The organism is Paraglaciecola sp. 25GB23A (genome assembly GCF_040012495.1).
Classification (GTDB): domain Bacteria; phylum Pseudomonadota; class Gammaproteobacteria; order Enterobacterales; family Alteromonadaceae; genus Paraglaciecola.
In genome coordinates, this window is sequence record NZ_JBDYKM010000001.1 from 254,401 (window position 1) to 281,014 (window position 26,614).

Annotated in this window: 25 protein-coding genes; 11 read left to right on the forward strand and 14 right to left on the reverse strand. The window is 40.9% G+C overall.

Features of this window, described 5'->3' with window-relative positions; translation table 11 throughout:
- Positions 1-184 precede the first annotated feature (184 nt).
- Complete coding sequence (locus ABKW31_RS01065) at positions 185-898, forward strand: 1-acylglycerol-3-phosphate O-acyltransferase (protein WP_348614276.1); 714 nt, start codon at positions 185-187, stop codon at positions 896-898.
- Positions 899-944: 46 nt separating this feature from the next.
- Positions 945-1,301, forward strand: a complete 357-nt coding sequence (gene rraB / locus ABKW31_RS01070) for a ribonuclease E inhibitor RraB (RefSeq protein ID WP_348614277.1) — start codon at positions 945-947, stop codon at positions 1,299-1,301.
- An 80-nt stretch (positions 1,302-1,381) separates the two neighbouring features.
- Here rraB and ABKW31_RS01075 read toward each other — a convergent pair whose 3' ends face one another.
- From ABKW31_RS01075 to ABKW31_RS01090, 4 genes are all read right to left on the reverse strand, one after another.
- Positions 1,382-1,648 (reverse strand): hypothetical protein, encoded by a 267-nt coding sequence (locus ABKW31_RS01075; RefSeq protein ID WP_348614279.1) that lies wholly within the window; start codon positions 1,646-1,648, stop codon positions 1,382-1,384.
- A gap of 26 nt (positions 1,649-1,674) precedes the next feature.
- Positions 1,675-2,076, reverse strand: a complete 402-nt coding sequence (locus ABKW31_RS01080) for a hypothetical protein (RefSeq protein ID WP_348614281.1) — start codon at positions 2,074-2,076, stop codon at positions 1,675-1,677.
- Between the two features lie 5 nt (positions 2,077-2,081).
- Positions 2,082-2,390, reverse strand: a complete 309-nt coding sequence (locus ABKW31_RS01085) for a DUF883 domain-containing protein (protein WP_348614282.1) — start codon at positions 2,388-2,390, stop codon at positions 2,082-2,084.
- 323 nt (positions 2,391-2,713) lie between these two features.
- The gene (locus ABKW31_RS01090; RefSeq protein WP_348614283.1) at positions 2,714-3,118 is read right to left on the reverse strand and encodes a hypothetical protein; all 405 of its coding nucleotides are present in this window, start codon (positions 3,116-3,118) and stop codon (positions 2,714-2,716) included.
- Positions 3,119-3,337: 219 nt separating this feature from the next.
- Here ABKW31_RS01090 and ABKW31_RS01095 point away from each other — a divergent pair, with 219 nt between their 5' ends.
- The 3 genes from ABKW31_RS01095 (at position 3,338) to ABKW31_RS01105 (ending at position 9,191) form a co-directional block, all read left to right on the forward strand.
- Entirely contained in the window at positions 3,338-5,719 is a 2,382-nt protein-coding gene (locus tag ABKW31_RS01095; RefSeq protein WP_348614285.1) for a TonB-dependent receptor, read from the forward strand.
- 90 nt (positions 5,720-5,809) lie between these two features.
- A complete protein-coding gene (locus ABKW31_RS01100; RefSeq protein WP_348614287.1) occupies positions 5,810-6,937 on the forward strand; it encodes an alkaline phosphatase family protein in 1,128 nt (375 codons plus the stop codon).
- 313 nt (positions 6,938-7,250) lie between these two features.
- Entirely contained in the window at positions 7,251-9,191 is a 1,941-nt protein-coding gene (locus ABKW31_RS01105; protein WP_348614289.1) for an alpha/beta fold hydrolase, read from the forward strand.
- 138 nt (positions 9,192-9,329) lie between these two features.
- Here the strand turns inward: ABKW31_RS01105 and ABKW31_RS01110 are convergent, their stop codons facing one another.
- From ABKW31_RS01110 to ABKW31_RS01130, 5 genes are all read right to left on the reverse strand, one after another.
- Complete coding sequence (locus ABKW31_RS01110; protein WP_348614290.1) at positions 9,330-10,418, reverse strand: mechanosensitive ion channel family protein; 1,089 nt, start codon at positions 10,416-10,418, stop codon at positions 9,330-9,332.
- Positions 10,419-10,554: 136 nt separating this feature from the next.
- Positions 10,555-11,451, reverse strand: a complete 897-nt coding sequence (locus ABKW31_RS01115) for a DapH/DapD/GlmU-related protein (RefSeq protein ID WP_348614291.1) — start codon at positions 11,449-11,451, stop codon at positions 10,555-10,557.
- 143 nt (positions 11,452-11,594) lie between these two features.
- Positions 11,595-12,758 carry a hypothetical protein gene (locus tag ABKW31_RS01120; RefSeq protein ID WP_348614292.1) on the reverse strand — a complete coding sequence of 388 codons (1,164 nt, stop codon included), beginning with the start codon at positions 12,756-12,758 and terminating at the stop codon, positions 11,595-11,597.
- A 1-nt stretch (position 12,759) separates the two neighbouring features.
- A complete protein-coding gene (locus tag ABKW31_RS01125) occupies positions 12,760-14,823 on the reverse strand; it encodes a DUF3857 domain-containing protein (RefSeq protein ID WP_348614293.1) in 2,064 nt (687 codons plus the stop codon).
- Between the two features lie 113 nt (positions 14,824-14,936).
- Entirely contained in the window at positions 14,937-15,797 is an 861-nt protein-coding gene (locus tag ABKW31_RS01130) for a hypothetical protein (RefSeq protein ID WP_348614294.1), read from the reverse strand.
- Positions 15,798-15,999: 202 nt separating this feature from the next.
- Here ABKW31_RS01130 and ABKW31_RS01135 point away from each other — a divergent pair, with 202 nt between their 5' ends.
- The 4 genes from ABKW31_RS01135 (at position 16,000) to ABKW31_RS01150 (ending at position 20,151) form a co-directional block, all read left to right on the forward strand.
- A complete protein-coding gene (locus ABKW31_RS01135; RefSeq protein WP_348614295.1) occupies positions 16,000-17,625 on the forward strand; it encodes a VCBS repeat-containing protein in 1,626 nt (541 codons plus the stop codon).
- Between the two features lie 135 nt (positions 17,626-17,760).
- On the forward strand, positions 17,761-18,615 hold the full coding sequence (locus tag ABKW31_RS01140; RefSeq protein ID WP_348614296.1) for a PA4780 family RIO1-like protein kinase: 855 nt from the start codon (positions 17,761-17,763) through the stop codon (positions 18,613-18,615).
- A gap of 330 nt (positions 18,616-18,945) precedes the next feature.
- Positions 18,946-19,359 (forward strand): GNAT family N-acetyltransferase, encoded by a 414-nt coding sequence (locus ABKW31_RS01145; protein WP_348614297.1) that lies wholly within the window; start codon positions 18,946-18,948, stop codon positions 19,357-19,359.
- A gap of 348 nt (positions 19,360-19,707) precedes the next feature.
- On the forward strand, positions 19,708-20,151 hold the full coding sequence (locus ABKW31_RS01150) for an SRPBCC family protein (RefSeq protein ID WP_348614298.1): 444 nt from the start codon (positions 19,708-19,710) through the stop codon (positions 20,149-20,151).
- A gap of 31 nt (positions 20,152-20,182) precedes the next feature.
- Here the strand turns inward: ABKW31_RS01150 and ABKW31_RS01155 are convergent, their stop codons facing one another.
- From ABKW31_RS01155 to ABKW31_RS01175, 5 genes are all read right to left on the reverse strand, one after another.
- Positions 20,183-21,496: a ribonuclease J gene (locus ABKW31_RS01155; RefSeq protein WP_348614299.1), complete on the reverse strand. Its 1,314-nt coding sequence runs from the start codon at positions 21,494-21,496 to the stop codon at positions 20,183-20,185.
- Between the two features lie 183 nt (positions 21,497-21,679).
- Positions 21,680-22,825 (reverse strand): retropepsin-like aspartic protease, encoded by a 1,146-nt coding sequence (locus ABKW31_RS01160; protein ID WP_348614300.1) that lies wholly within the window; start codon positions 22,823-22,825, stop codon positions 21,680-21,682.
- On the reverse strand, positions 22,822-23,295 hold the full coding sequence (locus tag ABKW31_RS01165; RefSeq protein WP_348614301.1) for an acyl-CoA thioesterase: 474 nt from the start codon (positions 23,293-23,295) through the stop codon (positions 22,822-22,824). Before ABKW31_RS01165 ends, ABKW31_RS01160 begins: the two co-directional genes overlap by 4 nt.
- A 7-nt stretch (positions 23,296-23,302) precedes the next feature.
- Positions 23,303-23,998 carry a hypothetical protein gene (locus ABKW31_RS01170; protein ID WP_348614302.1) on the reverse strand — a complete coding sequence of 232 codons (696 nt, stop codon included), beginning with the start codon at positions 23,996-23,998 and terminating at the stop codon, positions 23,303-23,305.
- 35 nt (positions 23,999-24,033) lie between these two features.
- The gene (locus tag ABKW31_RS01175) at positions 24,034-24,759 is read right to left on the reverse strand and encodes a CBM9 family sugar-binding protein (protein ID WP_348614303.1); all 726 of its coding nucleotides are present in this window, start codon (positions 24,757-24,759) and stop codon (positions 24,034-24,036) included.
- Positions 24,760-24,860: 101 nt separating this feature from the next.
- On the opposite strand from ABKW31_RS01175, the gene ABKW31_RS01180 reads away from it, so the two are divergent.
- Positions 24,861-25,460, forward strand: a complete 600-nt coding sequence (locus tag ABKW31_RS01180) for an elongation factor P hydroxylase (RefSeq protein WP_348614305.1) — start codon at positions 24,861-24,863, stop codon at positions 25,458-25,460.
- The gene (locus ABKW31_RS01185; RefSeq protein WP_348614307.1) at positions 25,453-26,592 is read left to right on the forward strand and encodes an ATP-NAD kinase family protein; all 1,140 of its coding nucleotides are present in this window, start codon (positions 25,453-25,455) and stop codon (positions 26,590-26,592) included. The genes ABKW31_RS01180 and ABKW31_RS01185 overlap by 8 nt, the downstream gene beginning before the upstream one ends.
- Positions 26,593-26,614: the final 22 nt, after the last annotated feature.

Sequence of the window (26,614 nt, forward strand, 5' to 3'; positions counted from 1 at the left end):
TCAAAAAATATCGAGCAGTGCTTAATTTAAAGATTATCGGCCAATTTGCACAATAATTCACAAATTAGTGCAACGTTATCCTGATAACTTGTTTCAATCAAAGTAAAAACAATAAGTTCAAGGTGTTTAGGCCAGCATTAAAAGTCGGTATACTGCAGTCATATACTATTCTTTCGGATAATTTGTGTTAGCCCTAGCCCGCATCTTTGTCATATTTTTTTATTTTTTACTCATCAATTTTGTATTGATCGTAGTTTGTTTGCTGCGTCCGTTTCACCGCAATAATGTTCATTTAGCGGGTAAACTCTATAGCAGTGTTTCTTTTTTTCTGGGGCTCAAATTAGAATTGCGCGTCCCCGAAAAGATTAAGCAAGGTGGACCATTTGTGTTTATCGCGAATCATCAGAATAGCTATGATTTATTGACTATATGTGCCGCAGCACAAGAGGGCACGGTGACTGTAGGCAAAAAAAGTCTTAAATGGATCCCGATTTTTGGACAAGTATATTGGTTGTCGGGCAATATTATGATCGATCGTAAAAATTCTGGTAAGGCTCAAGATACCTTGCAAAGTGCAGCGCACAAAATCCAAAATAGGAATCTCTCTGTGTGGTTTTTTCCAGAAGGTACCCGCAGTTATGGTAGAGGACTATTACCATTTAAATCGGGGGCGTTTCGCCTCGCCAAAGTAGCCAATACCCCGGTTGTGACGATCGCTGCCAGTAATTTGCATAATAAGATAAAGCTAAACCGTTGGAACAATGGCACCTTGCTAATTGACGTGAGTGAACCGCAGTTAATGGACGCGAGCCTAAGTACTAAAGGGTGGAATGACTATTTTCATAAACAGATGGCGACACAAATAGAAAATTTAGATGTTGAATTGGCGCAACGCTAATGAGCCCAATATCAACTTACCCAATGACACATCGACAGGAATTAATATGAGTACTGAATTGCAAGAATGGCGTGAATTCAATCAAGAAACTATAGAAGCATTAATTGAAGATGGGAGCGACCATAGTCAGGCCCATACTATTGAATACCACTTCGCCAGCTCTAATTTCGAAGCCTTAGAAAAAGCGGCTGTAGATGCATTTAAAGCAGGTTTTGAAGTCGGTGATGCTGAAGAGCTTGAATTAGATGATGGTGGCGAAGTGTTTTGTTTTGATGCCGTGGTTGAACGCATGTTAGAGATTGAATTAATCAATCAAGATACTGAAAAGTTATTGGTCATTGCCAATAAACACAAAGTTCACTATGACGGTTGGGGAACTTACTTTATCGAACTCGAAGAATAGGAAACTAGCAGTCATATAGACCATTGTTAGGATGAGGGCGAGCGTTCAATAATAGTTGAATATTTGCCCTAGTTGCTTGGTTAAATTCCAAAGGATGATGGGCGTAAGAAGCGGCTAAGGAAAGACAAAACTGCGCCTGTTTTGCTGTCTGTTGAGTTGCTTAACCCACCTTTCACCAAGCCACCTAAAACCAACAGAGCTAAGGTATCCGGTCTTGCTATGAGGTGGCTAAATTCCTTTTTTGCTGTGATTTTTTGTAGCTGACACACGCTTTTATCAAGGGCTATTTGTTGCTCTTGTTGCTCAACTTCTTGGCTATACTTAGCAACTAAATACTCTGCTAACATAGGTTTATCCTTATATTAATTGATGACTAATCGCTAAAACTGCTAATTAAACGTGAAAATCCAATTTTCTGTATTAACGTTTTAATGGTTTGCCATAAGCCAATAATTATCCCAACATTAAATAGCAGTAAAATACTACCTAGTCCCCATAGAGGGCAGCCTACTTTGTATAATAGAGAGCCTATTACGCCGTTAGTAATTAACCAAAGGGTCGATATCATGGCAGACAGGATTAAGGTCAATAGCAAAATTAATGCAGCAGATTGCTTAGACAGTACCCACTCTTTTTGGGCTAAGTTATATTGAGACTTAAACCGTTGTTGGTAGACAGCGATTAAACCGCCCACGGAGTCAACCGTGCGCTCAATTTGAGCGCGTAAGGCTAACTCCTCCTCAGTCGATGTCTGCTGATTTTGTTCACCTGACATCAGGTTTAAGAACGACGCAACAGAGTTGACACTAAAACACCGGCCGCAAAGGCGATGCCAGCAGCGGCAACGGGGTTTTCACTGGCATAAGACCGTACTTTAGAATTCTGCCACTTGTCTTGCAGTTCTTTTTGTTGTTTAGCAATTGCTTCAGCTGAATGTGTCGCAGAGTCACGTAGCTTCTCTTCTTGGCCCGCAGCTTTTTCAGCCAATGAATCAACCGCTTTGTGCAAGGCTTCAGTGGTTTTTTCAGTCAAGGGTGACGGGCTGTTGGCAGAGGATTTAGTACTTGAATTTGCTGTTGTGCTAGCCATGATAAAACTCCTTTAATCGATTGTTTGAAAGATAAAAACGAAATGAGGGGGGTAACTCAATATATCGAGAGTAAATTGCGTCATTACATTTTCTCTTGAGTACACGAGCAAAACTTAAGCCAAGGTTGTTTTCCTTAATTTAATCAATGTGATAAGCGTTTTTGGCTGGTGTTTTAAACTGAGTTTTAAGAATTAATAAGTAAAATATTCGCCAGACAGGTAAATATTACAGGGTGATGAATAATCATTAGACTAAGCCATGGCCATATAAATTTTGACTAGATGAAAAGCCAGTAACTGTCTGCCACTTTAGGGTTTTAGCGTTATTTAAACTCATCGGGTAAGGAGATTGTAAAGCCCTTTTGCTCAAGCCAACGACACGCTTCGGCTGGTTCTTGGGTATACAACTGAAAATCTGCACCATAATTTGAGACATCGCCAATTATGTTTTTTTGCATATCAAAACGGCATATTGTCGCTTCGTGGGTTTGATTATTGGCTAAACACCAATCGTAGATTTGTTGCAAATCATCCATGGCTTCCATAGAAGGCATTATCCAATCGCGAACGTCGATATAAGCAGCCCAAGGTTGATGTTTTATGGTTGACACCTGCCTTTGGCAATCAGCAAAAATCGCTTTGACATTCGATTTTGTCCAAATACCGCTAAATTTTACATACAGTACTCGATCGACAACTTTCATATAATATAGATTTGCTCTCAACATGATCTCCCCAATTCGCGGCCTCTTGTTGACTTATTTGGCTAATCATTGTCAGTACATGAACACTTATTTTGACTGACTTTTGGCCACTACCGTACCAAATTTAATCACAATATTAAAAGTGTCGCAAAAGTATCAAGTAAGCGTCATCAAATTTCTATCTAACTGTCATACAAAAACTCCACATTATGGCGCATTAAAATAACAGTCAGGAAAACACTTGTGCGCACATCTAAACTCTCAAAACTTACGCTGGCAATAACGTTGGCATGTGGAACCCTTAGTCTCTCTCAGGCAGCAATGGCAGAAGAAACCACTGAAACTGCCGATGCAATGGAATCTATCACAGTTGTTGGCAAAAGCGTGTCTTACGCTAATAACCAAACTTCAAATGAAATGCTCAAACAACAAAGCGCTTTGACCAGTGCCTTAGCGGTTATCGATAATTTACCCGGTGTATTGGTTAATGAGGGCGATACCTTTGGTTCAGATGACTGGTCAACTACCGTTTCAATTCGTGGTTTTCAGTTAAGCTTAGATGAGCAACAAATCGGCATTACCATAGATGGTATTGCTAACGGAAACTCTAATTATGGCGGTGGCGCAAAGGCTAATCGTTATATTGATACCGAAAATTTAGGTTTGGTTGAAGTATCTCAAGGGACCGGTGATATTGCTTCGCGTTCGAACGAAGCCTTAGGAGGCACACTTAATTTCACTACTAAAACACCTGATACAGATGAAAACATGGTGGTGAGTTTATCGCTGGGTAATTTTCAAGCGCAAAAATACTTCGTACGTTATGAAACCGGTGAAATTGCCAAAGATACTTACGCCTGGCTTAGTGCTTCAAGCAGCCAGAATAGTGATTGGATTGATCAAGCTGCGGAAAATAAACGTGACCACTTGGCGGGTAAAGTTGTTAGCTTGATTGGTAATGTTGAAGTAAAAGCATATATATCTTGGGATGATACCCATGAAGATAACTATCAACGTATTACTCTGGCTGAATTTGCACAAAATCCTGAATGGGACAGACTAACATCAGACTGGACCGGCGTACCTTATGTTGATCAGCTATATCGTCGCGGTTGGTCTACTTTAAGGGAAAACCTGTTTGCTTACGTCAGTGCAGATTACAAATACGACAATTTACAATTATCAGGTAACGTTTATTACCACAAAAATGAAGGACGTGGTGATTGGGTTCCACCCTATATTGTTGATGTAAAAGCGGACGGCGCTGATGTTGGACATTCAGAGTTGCTATCGGGTAATACCGTTCTAGGCGGCTCCGCTTTGGGCACACTTTTTTTTGTTGATGCCAACGGCAATTCACTTGCTCCAAACCCGAATTGCAGCAGTTCAATTACTTTTCCCTATGGTGGCGCAGGTAAGGAATATGACTCAGCTTGTTATATATCCAGCGCTATTCCGGTAAGTTCATACCGCACTACCAATTATAAAAAAGAGCGAATTGGTTTTAATGCAGATTTTGCTTTATTCAGTCAAATAGGTGACATGGAAAACACCTTACGCGGCGGTCTTTGGTACGAAAATTATCAACGGGATGAAACGCGTAGTTGGCAAAAAATCATCGATTCTGAAGTAGGCTATGAATTCGACCATACGCCTTACTGGATTCAATACGATCGTTCTTTTCCAGTACAAACTGTAATGGCCTACCTTGAAAATGAGTTAGATATGGGCTGGGCTAACGTACGTTTTGGTGCGAAACAGTTTTATGTAGACTTAGAGCGTAATGATAACTTTGCTGTTGATGAAGACTTAAAGGTCAATTCGGATTCAGACTTGTTATTCTCAGCTGGTATCGTCGTTCCTATGCCTATTGATGGCTTGGAGCTGTTTGCTGGCTATGCGCAAAATTTTGCTGCCATCAAAGATGGGGTATTAGAAGCCGACCCAACTAAATTTACTAATGTGAATCCTGAGACCGCAGACAATATTGATTTAGGTCTGCGTTATGTGTCGCAAGATTTGAGTATGAGCTTAACCTACTATGATATTAAATTTGATAACCGTTTAACCTTTATCGCACCTGGTTCAGCCTCTGGTGTGGATTATTTGTCAGGTGAAAATGGCAATTATCTTAACGTAGGTGGAGTTGAATCTAACGGTATTGAAGCTTCTATCACCCTCAGCGTAACGGAAGATTGGCAAGTGTACGCTTCTTATACTCACAACAAGGCGACGTATGCCGATAGCAGCATTATTTTACCTGATGGCAGCACCACAGAACTCAGTTTCCCCGCAGGTAATACGGTTTTCGGTTCACCGCAAAATATGGCAGTGGTATCGCTTGATTGGAGCAAAGAATCACGTTTTGCCGGTCTTTCAACTAAGTGGGTTGATGAGCGTTTTATTGATGCAAGTAATACCCAAGTAGCTGATGCTTATGTGATAAGTGATTTATACGCTGGCGTGGCGGTGGAAAGTCCTGTTGCTGGTATTCAAGCATTAGAGTTGCGGTTTACGCTGAATAATCTGTTTGATAAAAGTTATTTAGGTGGAATTGCGGGTGGTTGGGGCGCATGGATTGGGGCACCAAGAACAGCTGCAATGAACCTAATGTTTAAATTTTAAAAGTTGTGTTTAGCATGTAATTGACTTTGGTTGATTGGATGTTCCCTGGTTGGGCGAGCTTCTGCTCGCCCTTTTTTATGGAGAAATAAGATGAAATCAGTCATTTTGGCTTGTTTAGCATTATCAATAATGTTGTCTGCTAAAGTACATGCAGCCGAAAATTTACTTATCATCAGTATCGATGGCTTGCGTTGGCAAGAAGTATTTCAAGGTATAGATTCAAGTATCGTAGAACTGCAAAGTAATGAGCAGCAACAAGGTTTAAAAAAAGACTTTTCAGCAGATACTGAGGCCTTGAAAAGGCAAAAACTGATGCCGTTTTTATGGCAAGAGCTGGTTAAAAAAGGTCTTATTATCGGTAATCGAACCCTTGGTTCTAAGATGAATGTAAGTAACGATATGTGGTTTTCTTATCCGGGTTACAATGAACTATTAACGGGTAAGCCGGACCCCAAAATTACCTCCAATGACAATGTCCCTAATACAAACATCACCTTTCTTGAGTGGCTTAATCAACAGAGTGGATATCAGAATAAGGTTGCTGCCTTTGGTAGCTGGGATGTATTTCCAGCGATCATTAATCAACAACGCAGTGGTGTCATGGTCAATGCCGGTTTTGAATCTGCAGTGTGGCCCAATTTATCGGCAAAAGCTCAGTGGCTAAATACCTTGCAGCAACAGATACCCAGTCCTTGGCACAATGTGAGGTTCGACGCATTTACTGTCGGCTTCGCCAGCGAGTATATTGACACTCACCACCCCAAGGTTATTTACATCGCCCTTGGCGAGACTGACGATTATGCCCATCAAGGTCACTATGCTGAATATATTAGAGGTGCCCACCGCGATGATCAGTTTATCGCTCTGTTATGGCAGCAATTGCAGTCTATAAAAAGCTACCACAATAATACTAACTTAATCATTACTGTTGATCATGGGCGTGGTAATACGGCACAAATGTGGCAGCATCATTCTAGTCACAAGGTGATGAAAAAATCCGCAACCACAGATGCAGAATCACAAGGCATTATTGGCTCTGATCAAATATGGTTGGCAGCCATGGGACCTGATATAAAACCATTGGGCGAGCTAAGCATCGCAGGGCAATATTACTTGTCTCAGGTTGCGGCAACTGCGTTAAATTTTCTTAATTTCCTGCCATCCAATTATGCAACTGATATCGGCAGTACGATTAATATCATGCAATCCAACCCTTAAATCCAATGGTTAACCACTTTTGTTGATGAAAGTGAGACGCAAACTCCGCGGTAAAATTCATTTTTAAAGGTACTTGGTGCAACAATTCAGTATTTATTGTGTACTTGGTAGCAATACTTACCACAAAAAAATCACAACGTCCGCTCATTAAATTGAATTATCTGATAAAAGTAAGGTAAAAAATAAGCACTGATTATTTTCATTTTTGATGTTAATTTTTATGGTTTGTCGCTGTTGTTTTTAGTAACATCAAAAAAATGCAGCCCCAAACGCTGTAAAAATTAAAATAATAAATCAAGTAATAAAGGGACTTATGTCAAACTTAACGCTACTAATATTACTGAGCATTCTCTCATTAAATGTTTTTGCCAGTTCAAAAAAATTAATTCCAATAGAAAATTTTGCTGCATTGCCAGCAATTACCCAACCAGAACTTTCGCCTGACGGGCAGCGAATACTCGCTTTAAGCACCATTGATGGTTCGGAAACCGTTGTCGTAGCAAAATACGGTTCAGTAGAAATTTCACCGGTTATAAAACTACGTAAAGACAGTGACAGAATTGAATGGGCTGAGTGGGCCAATAATGAGCGCATCTTAATTTATGCTACTTATCCAAAACTTCAATTTGGCAAAAGGATTCGTATTGGACGTTTATTCGCTGTCAACAGTGACGGTTCAGATCTAAAACAGTTGCAGCTCAATAAGATATTTAGACATGAGCAAGCCGATCTATTTTCAAGCATCAGCCTTCGAAATATTTTACCTGATGACAATGATAATGTTTTGGTTCAAACCTACACTGGTCGGGATGAAAGCCCCGCTGTGTTCAAATTCAATATATACGATAGCTCGTTCGAAAAAGTGGTTTCAGCAGTTCACGAGATTGGTTCATGGGTGTCCAATAGTAAGGGCGAGGTATTAATTGGCCTCAAACGGGACTATGACGGCAAAAAACAAGAGCTAACCACTGATATCTATTTTAGACCGAATATTGAAACGGATGATTGGGAAAAAATATACAGTTATCGCTCATTCAAAGATTTTTATATCAACCCTATTGCTTTATCTGACGACAAAAAGACCCTTTACGTTATGACTGACTTTGAAGTATATAAAAACGTAGTGCGTGAATTTGATCTTGAAAAACGCGAGTTTGGCAAAATCGTCTACCAACAAGACAAATATGATGTAGATAGTGCAATCACTCGAGATGGACGTTTTGTCGGCGTAGGTTATACAGATGATTTTTATCGCATTGAGTACTTTGATGAGGAGTTAAAAAATCGACAAGCGATGATCGCTCAAACATTTCCTACTTATAAAACCTATATAACCAGCAGCAGTAAAGATAAAAATCGCTTAATCGTAGCGGCACTTTCAGCAAATAGTCCGACCAAATTTTTTCTGGTTGATCTAGAAAGTAAACAAGCTAGCTTCTGGTTGTCTCATAACGCAAGTTTAGAAAATCAATCACTGCCAAGTAAACTACCTTTTAGTTTTACCACCAAAGACAATTTTGAACTTTATGGTTATTTTACTCAAGGAACTAAGGGCAAAGATTCTCCTCTTATAGTTTTACCTCATGGTGGGCCCGGAGCTCGAGATACCATGGACTTTGATTATTGGACGCAGATGTTGGCTCGTCAGGGCTATGCGGTATTGCAGGTAAACTTTAGAGGCTCGAAAGGTTATGGCAATAACTATGAAATATCAGGCCGTAAGCAATGGGGTAAATTAATGCAAACCGATGTATATGAAACTATTGATTGGGTGAAATCGATGGAATTGGCTGATACCAATAACATGTGCATGGTTGGAGCCAGTTACGGCGGTTATGTTGCCTTGACCGCAGGATTTCAGAAACCAGATGCCTTCAAATGTATTGTGAGTATTGCTGGTATTTCAGATCTTGTCGCGATGATCGAATTAGACGATTTTTATGACGGCTTGAAAGTTGATAGTAAAGTTCGTATTGGAGACATTGAAAACAGCGCAGAAAAAGCCGATTTAGCAATGAACAGTGCGATAAATCATATTGCTGCATTTAAATCGCCAGTTTTGCTCATTCATGGTGAGAATGATCAGGTAGTGAACTATAACCAAAGTAAATTGATGCATGAGGCACTAAAGAAAAATAAGAAGAAAAGCACCTTACTGATATTAGAAGATGGTACACATTACATTGACAATCCCAAAAACCGCACAGAAGCTTTTACTGCAATAGATAAATTTTTAGCCAAATATTTAGATTAGTTATAGGTAATTTAAAGATGAAAAAAGACGCTTCGGCGTCTTTTTTGTTTTGGCGCTAAACGCCTTAAGTTTGCGGTCAGTATACAAACATCAACTGGGCTAAGGTTATTAAACGCCAGGGTGTTCTACTCCAATATATTACTGTTGTGTTTCGACTTTCATCGTAGTGAAACGGGGGGCTTCCTGCGACGTATTAATCGCACGAATAGGATAGGGAATAACTATTCCTTCTTGGGCATAACGTTTGTGCAGGGCTTTTATAAATGCAGATTTTATAAAAAAACGATTAAAGTATTCTTCTGCTCTGAGCATTACGGTGAAATTGATACTGGAATTATCAAATGTATGGTAAACCACAAAGGGCTCATAAGCATCAACCCCCCATTTGTGCGAGACTAAGATTTGTTTCGCTACCTCCAGTGTGACACTTTCAACGTGCTCTAGGTCACTGTCATAGTGCACACCTATATCCACCGGCACAGATAATTCTTTTTCTGGATAATAATAATTGATAATTTTTGACTGTGACAATTTACTGTTGGGCATTATTACCACGTTGTTAGGCAGCATTTTAATCCAAGTGGAGCGCCACCCAATTTTTTCAACAAATCCTTGTTCACCGGAGTCTAACTCTATGTAATCTCCGACTCTAATAGGTTTATCGATGACCAATTGTACACCCGAGAAAAAATTTTCAAGGGTCGGTTGCAAGGCCAGTGCTACAGCCAGTGAGGTAATGCCTAAAGAGGCTATAATAGGGGTAATGGAAATGCCTAAGGTACCCAGTATTACTAAACCGCCAATGCCTAAAATTAGTATTTTAGTGAAGCCTTTAACGATACTTTTACTGGTTTTTACCGCCTCAGAAGATTCAGCAAAGTGATTAATTGCACCTGAACAAAAACGTTCAATAAAAATCAACAAGCTCAAGATTATGGCTATCTTGGTAGTGATAGAAAAGTATTGCTCAATTTTAAGGCTGGTCAGTTGATAATAGCTCAGCAGTAAATCCAGCAAAAATAAATTAAGCAACAGGATAATAATCGACAAGGGCTTACTCATTGCCATCAATACTATTTTGGTGAGGGAATGCCCTTCCAGAAACCGGCTTTTACTTAATTGCACCATAGTAATGCGTTTGATGAGGTACATAATCAAAGTGCTTAAACTGACTAGAGCCAGCGTCACTGCCCATGGTGACATTGAAGAGTCTAATAATTCTTGCATATTAATTCCAAAGCAAAAGTGGTTTGAGGAAATAAACGCAAGTTATATACCATGCTAAAAAATACAGTATTGCCTGATACAAAAAAGCCAGTCTAGAATAAGACTGGCTTTTTTAGGATGCTAATATGGTATTAAATTAGTCATTGCTGTGTAGACTGGCATTGAGCCCGCCCCATTTAGATGCGTCGGCAACAATGGCTTCAACCGCACCGCTTTGACTATTGCGTCTAAATAGCAGACCGTTCATGCCCGAAAGTAAACGCGCCGCTACGATTTGACCGTCAGGGGTGAGCACCTTAGTGCCTGCGGTAATATAAAGACCCGCTTCAACAATGCAATCATCTCCTAATGAAATACCAATACCTGCATTGGCTCCCAACATGCTGCCCTTACCAATGGCGTTAATGGTTTTACCGCCACCTGACAAAGTGCCCATGGTTGAGGCTCCGCCACCAATATCAGAACCTTCACCGACGACAACACCTTGAGATATGCGACCTTCAACCATAGAGCTGCCTAAGGTACCGGCATTAAAGTTAACAAAACCTTCATGCATTACGGTAGTACCTGGTGCCAAATGCGCCCCTAAGCGCACTCGATCAGCATCGCCAATACGCACACCTTCAGGAATAACGTAGTCGGCCATACGCGGAAATTTATCAATTGAGTTGACTAACAAATGATGATGCTCATTGGCGATTAAGGCCCTGAGTTCTTCTATTTTCGCTGGTAGTACCGGACCCGCTGATGTCCACGCGACATTATTTAGCAAGCCAAATACGCCTTGAAGATTAATACTGTTAGGCACAACAGCACCTTCAGACAATAAATGTAAACGTAAATAAGCGTCTTCTGCAGATGTTGGGGCTTGGTCTATTTCAATACTCAGTTCAATAAATTCACTTTGAATGAGTCCTACTTTTTGCGCTAAACAACTGCGGGCAATTTTTTGATTGCTACGCGCAAACCAGACATCCAGTGTCTTACCACTTTGCGCGTCAAAATACTTGTGACCTATGCGAGTTACCGTCATGTTAATTCCTATCTTCTTATCAAAACGCGAGGATTATGGCCTTATTTACCCAGCAACGCAGCCACCTTTTGTTTATAGTTTACAACCAAAGTGTCTAGAAGAGTCTCTACTCAGGTAAAACGATGAATTATCTAAACAGGGGCTTAACTAAGTGAGCGTGTTTTAAGCCATTGCTGGTATTGATCCGAGCGCATAAAATTGGCGCTGTCGTCAAATTCAGCAATAACATCTTGGCCCATAATGAAATCAAATTTGCTGATCAATACCTCTATTAGTTCAATACTTAAATCATAGTCTTTAGCCAATAAACTCACCTGAAGTAAAACGAAATAAGCTTCATTGTCATTCGGCGCAGCAAAAATAGCACGGCGTCCGTGTAACACGGCTGGCTCAAAATCTTGGTTGTAGGCATACAAAATAGCCATTTCACTAAGCATTTTACTATCTTGTCGAGCAAACTCAGGTAGCCCTTCGACCATTTTAATCGCCTGAGTAAAGTTATCTTGTTGAATATAATAAGATTCAAATAATAAAGAACTTAGATTCTGTTGTTCATAGCTTCTAATTAAAGCCGCCATGAACTCAGGGCTATCATTCTTCATCTGACTATATTTGCGCAACAGAAAATCATTTAACACTGGTTCAGCTTTAATATCGGCATCTAATGCTTGGTAAAGTGCGGTGACTGTATCCCATTCATTTTTTTGCGAGGCGAGAATTAACTCAGCTAGTTGTGCTTGTCTATCACTGTATTTAGTAAAGAGTTGAGTAAATTCACCAACAAAATTTAAAGTAGAAAAATGAAAAGAAACTGGATGAAAATCATAAATTTTATAGCTATCTGCGCTTAGCCAAAAAGTAATATAACTATAGCCCTCATCATTATCTATTCGATAATAAGCGGCAATTTTATCACTGCCAATCAACTCTGAATGCAAATAATGCCAAGTAAAAGTATTCGACAGCTCGAGCATACCTGAGACGAGTTGTTGTTTTATATCGGCAGCTGTTTTAGCGGTTATGAGTGGATTTAAAAACTGCTGTGGTTGTAGCGTGCGTAATTGCTGAGCGATAAGTAAGACGTCAATTTTACTTTGTAAACGACTGAGGTTTTTATCATTCAAATCGTTCTCTAAACCTTGATTAAATCCAAAACGAGTCAGTGTGTCTGGCTCTGTTACCTCAAGTGACTTTGGTGTATTGACGCTAGGAGCTGCTTCTTGCGAACTCGTGCCTGCACAGCCGTTTAATATACAAATAAACGCCACTACTACTATATGAATCCATGAAAAACACCCCTTCGACATACTACTCTCCTGCCTTTTCTTTTTGCGCTATACGACGTTGATTTAAATTAAGCAGTAGCTTTTGTAATGCTATATTGCCAGGATCATCAGTGACGTTGGTGATGCTATTGTAATAATTCATACGATTAGCTATCTCAGATAACAAGGCCAAATGCTCTGGTACCTGAGCGACATCGACATATTCACCTTTTGTTGTATAGCTATTTTGGAAGGTCAATAAACGTCGATCGTAAATAATACTTGAAGCAAAATTCACAAAGTTATCTTCAAATAACTCTGTGCCTTCATCTGTACTAAAGTCGATATGCTCTGGCAATTGCAAGGTCACTTTATGATTAATACTCAGATTAGGATACATCGCCAATGGTTGTTCGCGCTTGATGGACTTAGGCAATTGCGCATAGTGGCTATAGTAATCCGCGTGCAGCTCAAATTCGGCATTTTTCTGGGCATTTAATAGCCAAAACTCAGGCACTAAATAATGTTCCACTACGGTGATGATGTTTTGCTGCCTTTCATCAATAATCTGCAATGGCCTAAGAGATTCAATCTTGGCAAAACGCTTGGCGTAAAAATTTAAGTAGGCCTTGGCTAATTTAACTTGTCCTTCAGATTTAATACGATAACGTAAACTATCTGCCTCACGTCCAGTGACGGTAGTGGTTACCGTCCATTCAACTGGTGATGCGTAATCAGCTGCTACAATAAATTCTTTAACCGCAATTTTACTGTCAAAGTTAATAGTCGGTCTGGCGCTGGTAAGCCCTTCAGTATAGGGTGCCACAACTAAGGCTAAACCATAATCCGTTTGAAACTTACTATCTAGTTGCGAGCCTTGATGGGTCATCGTTGGGTCAATCCAATAACTTACGCCATCTACTTGAATTTCCACTATCGCATGGTCAAATACCGCATGAGTAGGCAAATAATCACTGACATGAGCGCGACTACTGGTTGAAACTAATGCAGGATTAGCGGTAATACCCAATTGATTGAGTAAAACACTGAGCAATAGCGATTTGTCTTTGCAATCTCCTTGGCGATTAGCAAAGGTCTCAGAAGGACTGTTTGGACGATGGGAGTTTTCTCCGAGCTCCAAGCCTAAATAGCGGATTTGATTCTGGCTAAAGTCAATCGCCGCATTAATTGCCTGATCAATTGGCTTTGTTTTTAACTGGCTGATGTAAGCCGCTAAGTCAGCTGAAGGAATGTGCTCAACATCAAATAAATCATTTGCCCACTGAGCTACATCCTGCCAATTTCGGTATTCGCTAAACTGTATATAGGGATAAGGGTTGTACCAAGCCGGAAGGTTATCCTCCTCATACACTTCTGTGGTGTTGGTTAAACCTAGTCGGTAAGTACTAATCTGCCCTACAGTTTCGACATTTAACTGTGCGTTGCTTTTAAATATTTTGTATTGAATTGCTCGCTCTGAAGGCATTAGCACCGAAACGTTGACTTTATCTACCGGGATTGACCAACCTATGGTGGCTCCTGCCGAAAATTTGTCAGCAAAGACCGGATTGTTACCCACAAGGGTATAACTATAATCGACCACATCACCGACCCGAATGTCTTTAAGCAAAATAACCGCTTCAACTTCGCCTGAGTAGATATTACTACTTTGCCGATCTTCGACATTTATTACTTCTACATCCGCCGGCGATAATGAATTTACAAGTTTACCCAGTCTATTGACTGCAATAGCGTGGATTTGCAAGGTTTCATAAGCCGGATTAAAACGAATACGGATGTTGGAATTGGATTCGATACCTGAAGGATCCGTTAAGGAATAAACAAATCGAGAATACACTTGTTTACCTTGGATGCCGTTTATTTGCTTATCAACTAAGTGATAGTGACTTGGGCTGACTAAATCCACTAGATCACCCACTTCAAAATCTTGTACTTCAATCCACTCTGGCACCGCGACTATACTTACTTGCGGTTCATGTGCATTAAGTCGGCTAGTGGCATAGCTATTTACCGAGCTGCTGCAAAGTATGATAAATAACAAAACAGTAAGTGGGGATTTACAGCGATAAAGTCGATGACTAGGCATGTCCATTTCCTAACAAAGGTTTGTGTGTCTGAAAATTAGCGCAGCAGTATATCCTTTATTCGACAATTTACTTATGCCTGAATGGAATAACTGCTGCGTCAGAAGGTTTGCGCTTACAAGTTCAATTTAAGTTGTTCAGCAGCCTTCACTTGTTGATCAGCAATGTTTTTAGCCACAGGGAAATTAACCAAGGAAAATTCTAAACCACGACTGTTCGCATTTGCTGCGCCGGGGGCAAATGCACAAAACCTTAAAATCTCAGTATAGTCATTTTTAGGCCACAAATAACACTGATCAAAGCCGTTTTGAAATAAGCCATAACCCTGTGAGTCAGCACTGATTTTGGCATTTCTTGTGACACCGAGCTTTTTAAAATAGTCCCGAGCCTCGGCAGATAAATTGGGTATGGTATTAATGAAATCGGTTATTTTAACTGTATTTTTAGTTTGTCCCGTTGCGGTTTGCGCCTCTTGCAAGGTTAAGGGCGGTCCATATTTTGTCACGGCAGCTTGTAGTACTTGCTCGCGAATCAGCTCGATACTTAAATATGCGCTACTAATAAAATAACGTAAATTGATTGCATTAATAAATCCCAAATTCTTATCAAAATTCAAATCAATTCGTTGCTCAACACTCGATTCTTGCAAAGGTTGGAAAAAACTAAATGTCACTTTGTCACTGCGGTTTCCGCTAGTAATATTATGAATTTCGCCCCCTTGTTCTGTCAAGTCGATGGCCTTTGCTAATACATTTTGGCCTATTTTGACGTTTTTAATATCCATGCTTGAGTTGAGTACTACGGCAGGATTTTGCGGGTCAACAAGTAATGTTGTCTTGTTAAAGCGTTTTAAGCCATCGAGCTGTTCAAGCGGATGAGCTTGTACTGAGTGACAAAGACCAAACAGAATATAAGTGGAAATGACCAGTTTACTGATGAATAAGCCAATATTGTTATTAGTATGCCTAAAAAGCATGGAGTGCCTCTATTACAATGATATCTATGATATTTCGATGCAAAATCCTAACATATAAGCCGTTGAATTAAATATCGAAAACGAAATTGCTTAAAACCACTTGGGTATCGCCTCCTTGAATTAAAGATTTACACTTTAAGGCGGCACAAACAAGGTATTTTGATATGCTGCGCTACTCGTGTTCGGGCTAAAGGAAAGCATAATGAAAGATACGTACTATCCACTTAATTTGATCTTTAAGACTAGGGTCATTGTCAGTTTTTTGCTGCTAGTCGTGGTCTCTATGCCTTCATTTGCTGATAAATCTGCTTTATTTTCCGAATATGCGATTGAGTTGCCCTTTAATCTCACGCAACCCGTGTTGGCCGCTAATCTACTGGCAAACCCCGGTAACGAATTGATTGCCTTTGGAGTGTCAGAAAAGGGCGATAGGCAACTGGCCATTTACGCCTTTGATTCACAAAAAAACACCTCAGTGTTACTGGATTTATTCACTTTAAGTCATAACTTATTTGCTTACGATCTTGGTGTCGTGCAAACAAGTGGCTTGCAATCCCTGTATTTTTTAAGCAATCGTCATATTTTCAAATATCAATATATGGCTGATGAGGGCGGAAATCTCCCTAAATCTGGCCCTGTTATGATGGCAACAAATGACAAAGCCGTTGCAACAATTACCAAATCTAAGTCTTTGTTACAGCCGATTTTAAGTGTTTCGTCAATGTATCTGAGTGAAAAATCAGATGTGCTTATGGACTTAGACTTTTCGCAAGACTTGAATGACGATCAGCAAGATGACTTTATACTTGCACAATTTACAGAGCTGAGTTTGTGGCTATCGCAGTCCAATAATCGAGATTTATTGGCGCAGACCTTAACCATTCCATCGTTACTCAAGGTGGATGGCAAAAATGTGACGTTTAAGCCCCGTGAGTTGTTTTTTGTGGACATGAATTTAGACACCAAAAGCGATGTGGTTTTGGTGGAGACTGGTGAGTTACTGGTTTATCAACAAAATGCACAAGGAAGTTTTAATACTCAAAGGATATCAATACCCTTGGCCGATGATATCGAAGGTGTGAATTGGTGGGATAAAATTGACGCTGACGGACAGCAGCTCGACCAAAGTCAGTTAAATCACAAGCTAGTCGAGACAATTGCTGACCTCAATGGTGATGACCTACCTGATTTGATCGTGCGTTTCACGCAAAGCTCAGGGGTGTTAGATCGTACCAACGACTATGAAATTTATTATGCTCAACTTGGGCAGCAAGGTTTGCTTTTTGAGCAGAGTCCCGCGACACGCATTCAATCTGACACAACTTTGTCAGACTTAAAATTAGTTGATTTAGATAACGACGGACGTCAAGAAATTATGGTCTCGTCCTTTGAGTTGGGGGTATCGCAAATTATAAGTGCCTTGTTATCCAGCAGTATTGAGCAAGATGTATTTATTTATAAAATGGACGAAAATCAGCGTTATCCGAGCAAACCTACCGTCAGTCAAGAAGTTGAAATTACCTTTAGTTTGTCTTCTGGACGCAGTGGTCAACCTATGGTGAAACTACAGGACATTAACGGCGATGGTTTTAAAGACATTATTTTTTCTGAAGAAGATGAGCAAATAAAAGTGATTACCGCCTTACAAGACGGAAAAAGGTTATTTAATCGCCGAGCAGAGAAATACGAAGTAAAGGTACCTAAAAACGCCACTCTTATTACTCACAATGACGTCAATCAAGACAACAAGATGGACTTGATATTACATTATAGTCGAGCTGATTCAGCTGAACGGCTAAATAAAGTCATAGTGCTGATCGCTAATTAGGTAAAACTATGTGAAAATTTGCTAATACCTACCTAGGCAAGTGTAAACGCAATTTGACATTGCGCGGCCATAAGGGTTTAAGGCAAACTCTGCATTAATTTGTACAGCGTAGTTAGTTGACTTTATAAGGACTCCATGAAGACCCCCAAACGAATCCAGCCTCTTGTTGATGATGGCTTGGTAGACGAAGTGTTATATCAATTGATGAGCGGCAAAGAAGCCACTGTTTATGCAGTGCGCTGCGGAGAGCAGGTGCGTTGTGCCAAGGTCTACAAAGAGGCCATGCAACGTAGTTTTAAAAAAGCCGCGCAATATCAAGAAGGTCGTAAAGTCCGCAATACTCGCCGTGCCAGAGCCATGGAAAAAGGTTCCAAATTTGGTCGTAAACAGCAAGAAGATGCCTGGCAAAACACCGAAGTAGATGCTTTGTTTAAACTTGCTAAGGCTGGAGTGCGTGTGCCACAACCTTATGGTTGTTATGACGGTGTTTTGTTAATGGAGCTGGTAACCGACGAAAAAGGCGATGTCGCCCCACGTTTAAATGATGTCAGCATGACAGCTGAACAAGCAGTTGAAGACCATACACAAATAATGCATTACGTTAAACAAATGCTGTGCATTGGTTTAGTACATGGTGATCTGTCTGAATTTAATGTTTTAGTCGACGACTACGGCCCGGTGATCATCGATTTACCCCAAGTCGTTGATGCCGCAGCCAACAATAACGCGTTTAGTATGTTGTGCCGAGATGTGCGAAACATGAGTGAATATTACGGTCAATACGCCCCTGAATTGCTCGATACCCATTACGCAGAAGAAATGTGGGCGCTGTTTGAAGCTGGTGAATTGACCACTGAAACTGAATTAACTGGCCATTTTGAATTCTCATCCGAAGCGACCGACGTTGACTCAGTATTAGAAGAAATTAAAGCCGCCTTCGCAGAAGAGCAAGAACGTTTGGAACGCATTAGCGACGCTAACGAGGACTAAGTCAGCGAGCTGTGAGTTAAAAAATACAAACATATCTAGCCAAGATAAAGTGCTTGGACACAGGACGCGATTAGCTTGTTGAGCATTCTCGCTGATCCAGCCCTGTGTGCAAGCGACTTTTTAAAATCGTCATCTTAGCTTTAACAGCATGTTAGTGTTCTGCTGGCTTGCCTTATCTGTCTCACTGATATCCTTAAATACTGGTCCTTAATATGCGCTCTAAGCTTTATCATTTATGGTTTATATGTGAAATTACGCCAAAAAACTGCAGATGGGTACTGCGCTATCATTGAGATATCTGTTAGCAAGAGCGAATAACTCGGAGGTAAGATGAATATTGAAGTGTTACACAATCCAGAACAACAACTGATCGATTATTTGGATGAAAAAATTGCTGAGTTTAACTGGGCCCATTGGGAAGTAAATGAGCGAAGACCTTTGGCGGTGCAAATTAAAAATGCCAAGGGTGAAGTTATTGCCGGTGCGGCGGGTCGTACTTTTGGTAACTGGTTGTTAATTAATACATTATGGGTTTCAGATAAACTGCGTGGTCAAAATATAGGCAGTCAAATATTACAAGCAATGGAGCTTGCAGCTAAGCAGAGGGGCTGTATAACCTGCCTTTTGGATACGCTGAATTTTCAGGCTATGCCTTTTTATGAAAAACATGGATATAAAACCCAATGGATTCAAAAAAATTACCCTAAAACGGGCTGTAAATACTTTATGGTCAAAGTGCTTTAGTAGCGTTCAGATCTTATTCGTGGGTTTAATAAGCAGTTTTGCTGACTGTTTGCTCAAGATTCAGCGTCATTAAGCTGAACGCTATATAGTAACAGCCGATCATTGATTTCTGTGACCTCATGCTATTGTAAGCAAGCTAGTATTTAGGATTGTTAGGGTTTATCGGGCTATGATGGTCCGTAAACTCATTTTATTAGTAACTACCTTAGTATTGGGTAATACAGTTTCTAAAAACGACCCACCTTAAGTTGTCACTGTGAAGGGTATTACGAGTAAAAAACCTCAACATCACCCTTACGGTTTGGGCAAATTTTAATCACACAAGCACCAGCAAAAAGAAGGAACCCCATGTTTTCAATTTCAGTTGAACGTATTATCGATAAGCCCATTGCCGATGTTTTTCAGGTATTAAGCGAACATGCTAATTATGCGCAGTTCAAGGGTGTCGATAAATCTAGCCTTATTAAAAAGGGTCATAGTGAAATTAATGGTCTTGGAGCAGTCAGAGAAATTCAAGCGGGTGGTGCGACTTTGCATGAAGAGATTGTGGCATTTGAGCGGCCCTATTTACTTGGATACAAAATCATTTATTCAAAGCCACTCCCTTACCTGCATGAATTAGGTGAAGTTAAGCTAACTGAAGTTGGCGGAAAAACCCATGTACATTGGCGGTCTCAAGGCCATATCAATATTCCCTTATTGGGTAACTGGTATTTTGATAAGCAAATAGAAAAAGGCGGTCAACGTGCTTTTGGCAGTATTTTAAAATTTATTGATAATATGCCCGCTTAAGCTGCTAAGTAAGGGAAAAAAGACAGAGTCTCTATTGTTGCAAAGCGATCCGTCCGGTTTTTACCGCACTTTTTATTAGCTTGGGCTGTGGGGCAATAATAAATAAATCTCCATTTAGACCGGTTAAGCTTTTGGGCACATGACATTGGTTGGCTATGTCGGCATTGGCGCGAAGATGCTTTGGCTCACCATGAGTAGGAATGGCAAGTTGCGGTTTTACCCACTCATACATAAGTTTTAATTCGTCTTGATAAGGATGCCCTGAAGCGTGGATGGGTTTGCTGTGTTCCTCGGCTAAAATGGTGCGAATTTTGCGCTGATGAAATTGTTCTATCATTCTATCGATGAGTTTTTCATTACCCGGGATAATAATCGAACTAAATATGATGAGATCGTCTGCCTCTAAGCTGAGATTACGATAGTTATCTTGAGCCATTTGACTAAGGGCAGCCCGGCTTTCTCCTTGGCTGCCAGTCGCCACCGCCAATACTTCGTGTTTCAACAAATAACCTGCATGATAGGCGTCAATCACATTTAGATCATCTGGCCAGTGACCGGTTGCTTTGGCCGCTCCGACGGTATTTTGCAGTGAACGACCAAATAAGGCTAAATAACGACCTGTCTTTTGGGCTATTTGAGCCAAGCTGATCATGCGTGCAATATTGCTACTAAAACACCCAACCACCACGCGACCCGTTGCCTGTTCAACCAGTTCCAGTAAACCTGCAGAGCATTCACTCTCAGAAATGGAGTGACCGGGCCGCAGTGCGTTGGTTGAGTCGCACACCATGGCGTTCACATTTTGTTTGGCCAGCAGTTTAAAAGGGTGAGCATTGAATGGCTGATCGGTGATTGGTTTTTTGTCTATTTTCCAATCTGCAGTATGAAATACACTTCCAGCCTCGGTGCGGATCATTAAGGCATGCGGTTCTGGAATAGAATGCGTGATGCCAAGCCATTCGACATTAAAGGGGCCAATATCAACCCTTTGGTTCGTTTCAACTTCAATAATTGGCATGCGCTGGGCCAAATTATCGCGATTAAGTTTACGGCGTAAAATTTCAGCGGTGTATTTTGTGGTATAAACCGGACATTTGAAGCGCTGCCATAAATAGGGCAGGGCCCCCACATGATCTTCATGGGCATGGGTGATAACAATGCCGGCTAATTGTTGTTTGCGACTGCTAATAAAACTAGGATCAGCCGATACCACATCAAATATATCCCGAGCTAATACCGATGAACCTTCTGTTTGCAAATATTCAGGACGCAGAGGGCTTTGAAATGTAACACCACAATCTACCATTAACCAACTGCCTGCATGGCCATATAGGTTCATGTTCATGCCAATCTCACCAGTGCCGCCGAGGGGCAAAAACCACAGATCATTAAAACTTGGATTGAGACTAGTAATGGTATTTCCTAATTGCGCGATTATAAATGTGTCGTATTGACTGTTTACTTGCTTAAGTAATAAAAAAGTTCAGTTTGTGTCGATTTAATCCGGCTGCATACTCTGGTGAGTGTACTAAGGCTTTAAAAACAGCATGGCTTGGCGTTGGTCGATTTTAAAATCAAATTCTCGTAAAAAGTTCATACCGAGTAAGCCATTTACATTGTCCATATTGCGCATGGGTAAAACGATAATCGATATATCGTATACAATAGCATGGTTTAATTTGAGTTCTGCAAATTGATACATAGGAGCGAGCACTTTGCCTGCTGCTGTATTGACGTTGAACCGCCCAATAAAATTAATCTTGAAACGGTTTGCTAGGTTTTGGAAATAGGTGTTGGACACGGCAGTTATAGATGCGCCAGTATCGATTAATAAGGCCACATTGTTGCCACTAAGTTGGCCATGAACTACGTATTGGTCGCCCATTTGCTGTAATTTAATAGCGGTAGCACTAACTGGCTCTTTAAAGGGGATATCTGGTGATTCAGCATCGCTGCTTTTCTCTTTTGTTTGCGTGATTAATGTTAATTGGCGCAGGCGCATAGCACTGGGATCATCATAAGCCAAGGCTGCTAAGGTGTTTTCCATTAAGTTGATTTGCTGCTGTTGTGCATATGCCTCTGCTAAGGCCAAAATATAATCACGATTTTCAGGTTCGAGTTGTAATAAAGGCTCAACAAAAATAGCAAGGGTATCCCAAGAATAGGCTTTTTGTAGTTGTGTTATGGTTTGCGCCGACAGGGTATTAATTTGGGTGTTAACTAATTGTTCTTGTACCGCATTCATGGGCAACTTTTTTAAGCTGTAATAATGAGCAATGGCGTCACTGAGTAATTGGGTGTGGACGATAAGTTCAGCCTCTAGTAACAAAAAATCCATATCAAGGGGATGTTGTTGCAAATAATCACGTAAAAACAGCTCAAGTTCTGGATAATTTGCTGCCACTAACCATTGTTTTCCTTGGGCTAACAGTTCATCGCGCTTGAGCCGGGGCAATTGCTCTGGCGATTGTTGAGAAGTGCTAGGATTAAGTTGAGCATTTAAGGTGGTTGAAGAGCTTGTTTGCGAAAACCCTAACTGATTTGAGCTCATCGATTCTGCCTCAGGTTTATTTACCTCAGACTCATCTGTTCGGCTGAGTAGTTGAACCAGCAAAAACACATTGAGCAAGACAGACAAAGTGAGTAAAAAAACGATACTGCTTTGTCTAGTCATGGGCCCGCAGTCACTATTTGTGCTTGACCATAGGGCTGGGTAAATTCTGGCGGCATGCGTTTGGGGCGACCACTTGATAAGGCAATACATACAAATTCAGTGCGCGCAGTCAGTAAACATAAGCCATCAGCCCGGCGAATAAACTGGAAAGCGCGGGTGAGTTTTAACCTATTATCACACTCAACAATCCAGGTGGCGCAGGCTATGTCATCGTGTAAATAAGCGGCGGCCAAATAATTAATTTCATGGCGACTGATAGCCATGCCTCGATCGAGTTGCTTGTATTGCTCTATTGTTAAACCCAATGCATTGGAGTGAGCCCATGATGTCTGCTCTAACTGACTGACATAAGCCACGTTATTAGCATGCCCATAATGATCTATATGTTCAGGACTAATCCGCCATTCATTGATAAACGGGTTAGCATATTGCCAGAGTAAAGCGGGCTGCCTATGATTAACACTCGACATAAGTTGCTTAAACGTCAGGCAAGGGGTTGGGCTGATTGAGATCGAACATTTGATTCATTAAACCTTGTTCATGATGAACGATAGGTAAGATAAATTCATCCACATTGCCTAAATTCTTAAAGGCTTTAAAACCCATTTCAATAAATTCATGTAAGGCTTGCACGCCTGCCAATTTGGCCGGCTTACGTGATAGCATCAACAAAGCCGAAATGCCGCGCATTTTAACCACTTCGGCTAAATCTTTACCTAGTACTTCGATAAAATAAATTTGTTGTTGTCTGGCATTGCGATTATCACAGGCGCGGTAGGCTTCAAGGTAAGTATCCCGATTAATTTCTTTGCCTTGTATTTTCTTAGCTAAGTCAAAATCGAGTTCAAAAGACAGTTCATTTAGATGCAATGCCGATACAAGGGATTGCAATGCCGTTTCTGGCAGAAGCTTGGCCATCTTAGGTGCAACACGAGCAATATCTTTATCTCGTTGGCTAAAGTCTTTGGGGCCATACAATTCTTTCACAAAAAACTCTACTGCAGGTTTAAACTTATCCTGTTCATACATTTTTTGATGACTCGCTAGCAAGCGTTTGCATTGCCATGCCTGGACTGAGCGAATGGTGCTGAGCAAATCGCCTTTTTGTGCAATCTCTTGCATGGTCATGACACCATGTAAGTGGCGAATAATTTGTTTAGTGCTTTCACTCATTGATTACGCTTCCGAGTACTGTATTCATACTAAAACTAGAGTTTAAGGGTGATTTTGCCAAATACACTGGCATCAATAAAGCCTCTATTGCGACTGCCATTTAACGGCTCAACCTCGTGAGAGCCCATAAAATGTTCCCTAACATCACTACCGTCATTGTCACAATAAGCCAACATAAAACCAATCACTTGATCGCCAGTCAATACCAAGGGAGAGTTTTGCTGACCCTCTTGGTAATTGTCAGGATAAAGTTTAATTGCGACTTCCCAAATAATATTATGAGGTGCCTCTGAACTACGTCGCCATTGGCTTTTTAGATGATCAGTATACAAATGGGCTTGTTTATCTGGACCATAGTCAGCGGCTTGATTGTCAAGGCCAATATGATAGGCAAAGGCTGTGTGGTTAAATTGATGATTGCCACCTGAAGCATCACTATCTATAAATACTTCAAGACAATCATCATCCCAATAATTCACAGTTGGATCAGCATGAGTATCGATTAATTTGTCGTCAGTAATTTCAGCTTGTAAATATAAGTAATTTTTGTCCCACAGTAGGCGATATCTGCCGCTAAAGTCTTGTTTTGAATCGGGCAGACTACCGTCCATTAAATGGGGCATATCGTGCCACGTTGCTTGTTGCCAGGTTTGTTCTGCAACGCCATCGATCACGATTGCACTGTCGGTGTAACTCACATCCATGGCGAACAGATGATGACTACTTAGTAAGGCACAGAAGGCTAAAAATAATGGTTTCATAGACTGATTCATTAACAATAATTTGCCATAGCTTGGCGTAAACTTAGCATGAAAACAATAGCTGGCAGTCATCCGCCCTTCAGTTTAAAATGCGCGCCCTTATGAAAGATACTAATTCAGCTCTCCTATTTTCTTCCTTATTAGAGGCTTGTTTGCCTGTCATCGACGAGCCTGCTGCGCGCTTGCGTTACCATGATATTATTCAACTATTCGCGCAAAACTTTGCAGTGAGTGAAAATACTCAACTGGTCAAAGGGGAGTGTGAGCCTGTGTATCTTCCTGCGGATGAACAGGTCAATTATCATCGTGTTATTTTTGCCCATGGATTTTTTGCCAGTGCCTTACATGAAATAGCCCATTGGTGCTTAGCTGGTAGGGCTCGCCGTTTGCAAGAAGACTACGGTTATTGGTATTGTCCTGATGGCAGGAACGCCGAGCAACAGGCCGAATTTGAACAGGTTGAGATAAAACCACAAGCCATAGAGTGGGCCTTTTCGGTAGCCTGTGGAAAACCGTTTAACGTCAGTACTGATAATCTTAATGGCGCGCCTGTTGATAGCGTGGGTTTTACGTATAATGTGCGACAGCAAGTTTCACATTATCTACAACATGGCTTCCCCCCTAGGGCGCAAATATTTATTGGCGCCTTACAGGCTTTTTATCAAACGCCAGCATTAACAGAGCGAGATTTTCATGCTTAAAAAAACCTTTAAAGTGGGCCTTATTATCAATCCGTTTGCCGGAATTGGTGGTGCATTAGCTTTAAAAGGCAGTGATGGGGCTGAAATCAGAGCGAAGGCTTTAGCCTTAGGAGCAGAAAAAAAAGCTTTAGATAAAACTCGTGTCGCTTTAACAGAAATTCTACCCTTACAACAACAAGTGCATATTTATACTGCCAGTGGTGATATGGGTGAGACACTCGCACAAGCCATGGGGTTTAATTATTCGGTGGTCTATCATCCCGCCACAGAACAAAGTGAAGGACATGATTCAGAGTTAGCCGCCAAGGCGATGTTAGACGAAAAAGTCGATTTGTTATTGTTTACTGGTGGGGATGGTACGGCGCGTAATATTTGTAAGGTAGTTGACTTTAGTGTGCCAGTGTTAGGTATTCCGGCGGGCTGTAAAATTCATTCAGGTGTTTACGCCATCACGCCGCAAGCCGCTGGCAGAGTGGTTGCGCAGATGATTCAAGGCCAAATAGTTAGTCTGACTCAAGCTGATGTGATGGATATTGACGAAGATTTATTTCGCCAAGGTCGGGTTAATGCTCGTCAGTTTGGTGAAATGCACGTCCCTACTGAGCTGCGCTATATGCAGGCGGTAAAAATGGGGGGCAAGGAATCTGACGAATTAGTGTTAGCCGATATCGCCGCTTACATTATTGAGTTAATGGATGAGTATTCTGAGCATTATTTTATTATGGGCTCTGGTTCTACAGTTGAATTTATCATGCAGGAGCTGGGGCTTGCCAATACCCTGTTGGGTGTGGATCTGGTTAAAGGCGGTCAATTGGTCGCCAGTGACCTCACCGCTCAGCAGCTATTTGAACGGGTCAATCATCAAGCGACTAAACTGGTCATTACCCTGATTGGCGGCCAAGGCCATGTGTTTGGCCGTGGTAATCAACAACTCAGTCCTCAGGTGCTACGCAGTGTGGGTAAAGAAAATATTCTGTTGGTCGCCACTAAAAGCAAACTCAATAATTTGGGCGGAAAACCGCTAATTTCAGATAGTGGTGATATTAAGCTAGATGCAGAGTTAGCAGGCCTGATGACGGTAATAACAGGCTATCGCGACCAAGTACTTTATCCCTTGGCAGATTTGCAATAATTTTAAGTAGAAGAGTACAAAC

Bases quoted from the DNA above. Each gene is read 5' to 3' on its own strand.
- ABKW31_RS01115 (WP_348614291.1), bottom strand. From the start codon at position 11,451: ATGACGGTAACTCGCATAGGTCACAAGTATTTTGACGCGCAAAGTGGT.
- ABKW31_RS01165 (WP_348614301.1), bottom strand. From the start codon at position 23,295: ATGTCGAGTGTTAATCATAGGCAGCCCGCTTTACTCTGGCAATATGCT.
- ABKW31_RS01145 (WP_348614297.1), top strand. From the start codon at position 18,946: ATGAATATTGAAGTGTTACACAATCCAGAACAACAACTGATCGATTAT.
- ABKW31_RS01130 (WP_348614294.1), bottom strand. From the start codon at position 15,797: ATGCTTTTTAGGCATACTAATAACAATATTGGCTTATTCATCAGTAAA.
- ABKW31_RS01175 (WP_348614303.1), bottom strand. From the start codon at position 24,759: ATGAAACCATTATTTTTAGCCTTCTGTGCCTTACTAAGTAGTCATCAT.
- ABKW31_RS01150 (WP_348614298.1), top strand. From the start codon at position 19,708: ATGTTTTCAATTTCAGTTGAACGTATTATCGATAAGCCCATTGCCGAT.
- ABKW31_RS01135 (WP_348614295.1), top strand. From the start codon at position 16,000: ATGAAAGATACGTACTATCCACTTAATTTGATCTTTAAGACTAGGGTC.
- ABKW31_RS01100 (WP_348614287.1), top strand. From the start codon at position 5,810: ATGAAATCAGTCATTTTGGCTTGTTTAGCATTATCAATAATGTTGTCT.
- ABKW31_RS01140 (WP_348614296.1), top strand. From the start codon at position 17,761: ATGAAGACCCCCAAACGAATCCAGCCTCTTGTTGATGATGGCTTGGTA.
- ABKW31_RS01160 (WP_348614300.1), bottom strand. From the start codon at position 22,825: ATGACTAGACAAAGCAGTATCGTTTTTTTACTCACTTTGTCTGTCTTG.
- ABKW31_RS01170 (WP_348614302.1), bottom strand. From the start codon at position 23,998: ATGAGTGAAAGCACTAAACAAATTATTCGCCACTTACATGGTGTCATG.
- ABKW31_RS01125 (WP_348614293.1), bottom strand. From the start codon at position 14,823: ATGCCTAGTCATCGACTTTATCGCTGTAAATCCCCACTTACTGTTTTG.
- ABKW31_RS01080 (WP_348614281.1), bottom strand. From the start codon at position 2,076: ATGTCAGGTGAACAAAATCAGCAGACATCGACTGAGGAGGAGTTAGCC.
- ABKW31_RS01120 (WP_348614292.1), bottom strand. From the start codon at position 12,758: ATGTCGAAGGGGTGTTTTTCATGGATTCATATAGTAGTAGTGGCGTTT.
- ABKW31_RS01110 (WP_348614290.1), bottom strand. From the start codon at position 10,418: ATGCAAGAATTATTAGACTCTTCAATGTCACCATGGGCAGTGACGCTG.
- ABKW31_RS01085 (WP_348614282.1), bottom strand. From the start codon at position 2,390: ATGGCTAGCACAACAGCAAATTCAAGTACTAAATCCTCTGCCAACAGC.
- ABKW31_RS01185 (WP_348614307.1), top strand. From the start codon at position 25,453: ATGCTTAAAAAAACCTTTAAAGTGGGCCTTATTATCAATCCGTTTGCC.
- rraB (WP_348614277.1), top strand. From the start codon at position 945: ATGAGTACTGAATTGCAAGAATGGCGTGAATTCAATCAAGAAACTATA.
- ABKW31_RS01180 (WP_348614305.1), top strand. From the start codon at position 24,861: ATGAAAGATACTAATTCAGCTCTCCTATTTTCTTCCTTATTAGAGGCT.
- ABKW31_RS01075 (WP_348614279.1), bottom strand. From the start codon at position 1,648: ATGTTAGCAGAGTATTTAGTTGCTAAGTATAGCCAAGAAGTTGAGCAA.
- ABKW31_RS01155 (WP_348614299.1), bottom strand. From the start codon at position 21,496: ATGAACATGAACCTATATGGCCATGCAGGCAGTTGGTTAATGGTAGAT.
- ABKW31_RS01090 (WP_348614283.1), bottom strand. From the start codon at position 3,118: ATGTTGAGAGCAAATCTATATTATATGAAAGTTGTCGATCGAGTACTG.
- ABKW31_RS01105 (WP_348614289.1), top strand. From the start codon at position 7,251: ATGTCAAACTTAACGCTACTAATATTACTGAGCATTCTCTCATTAAAT.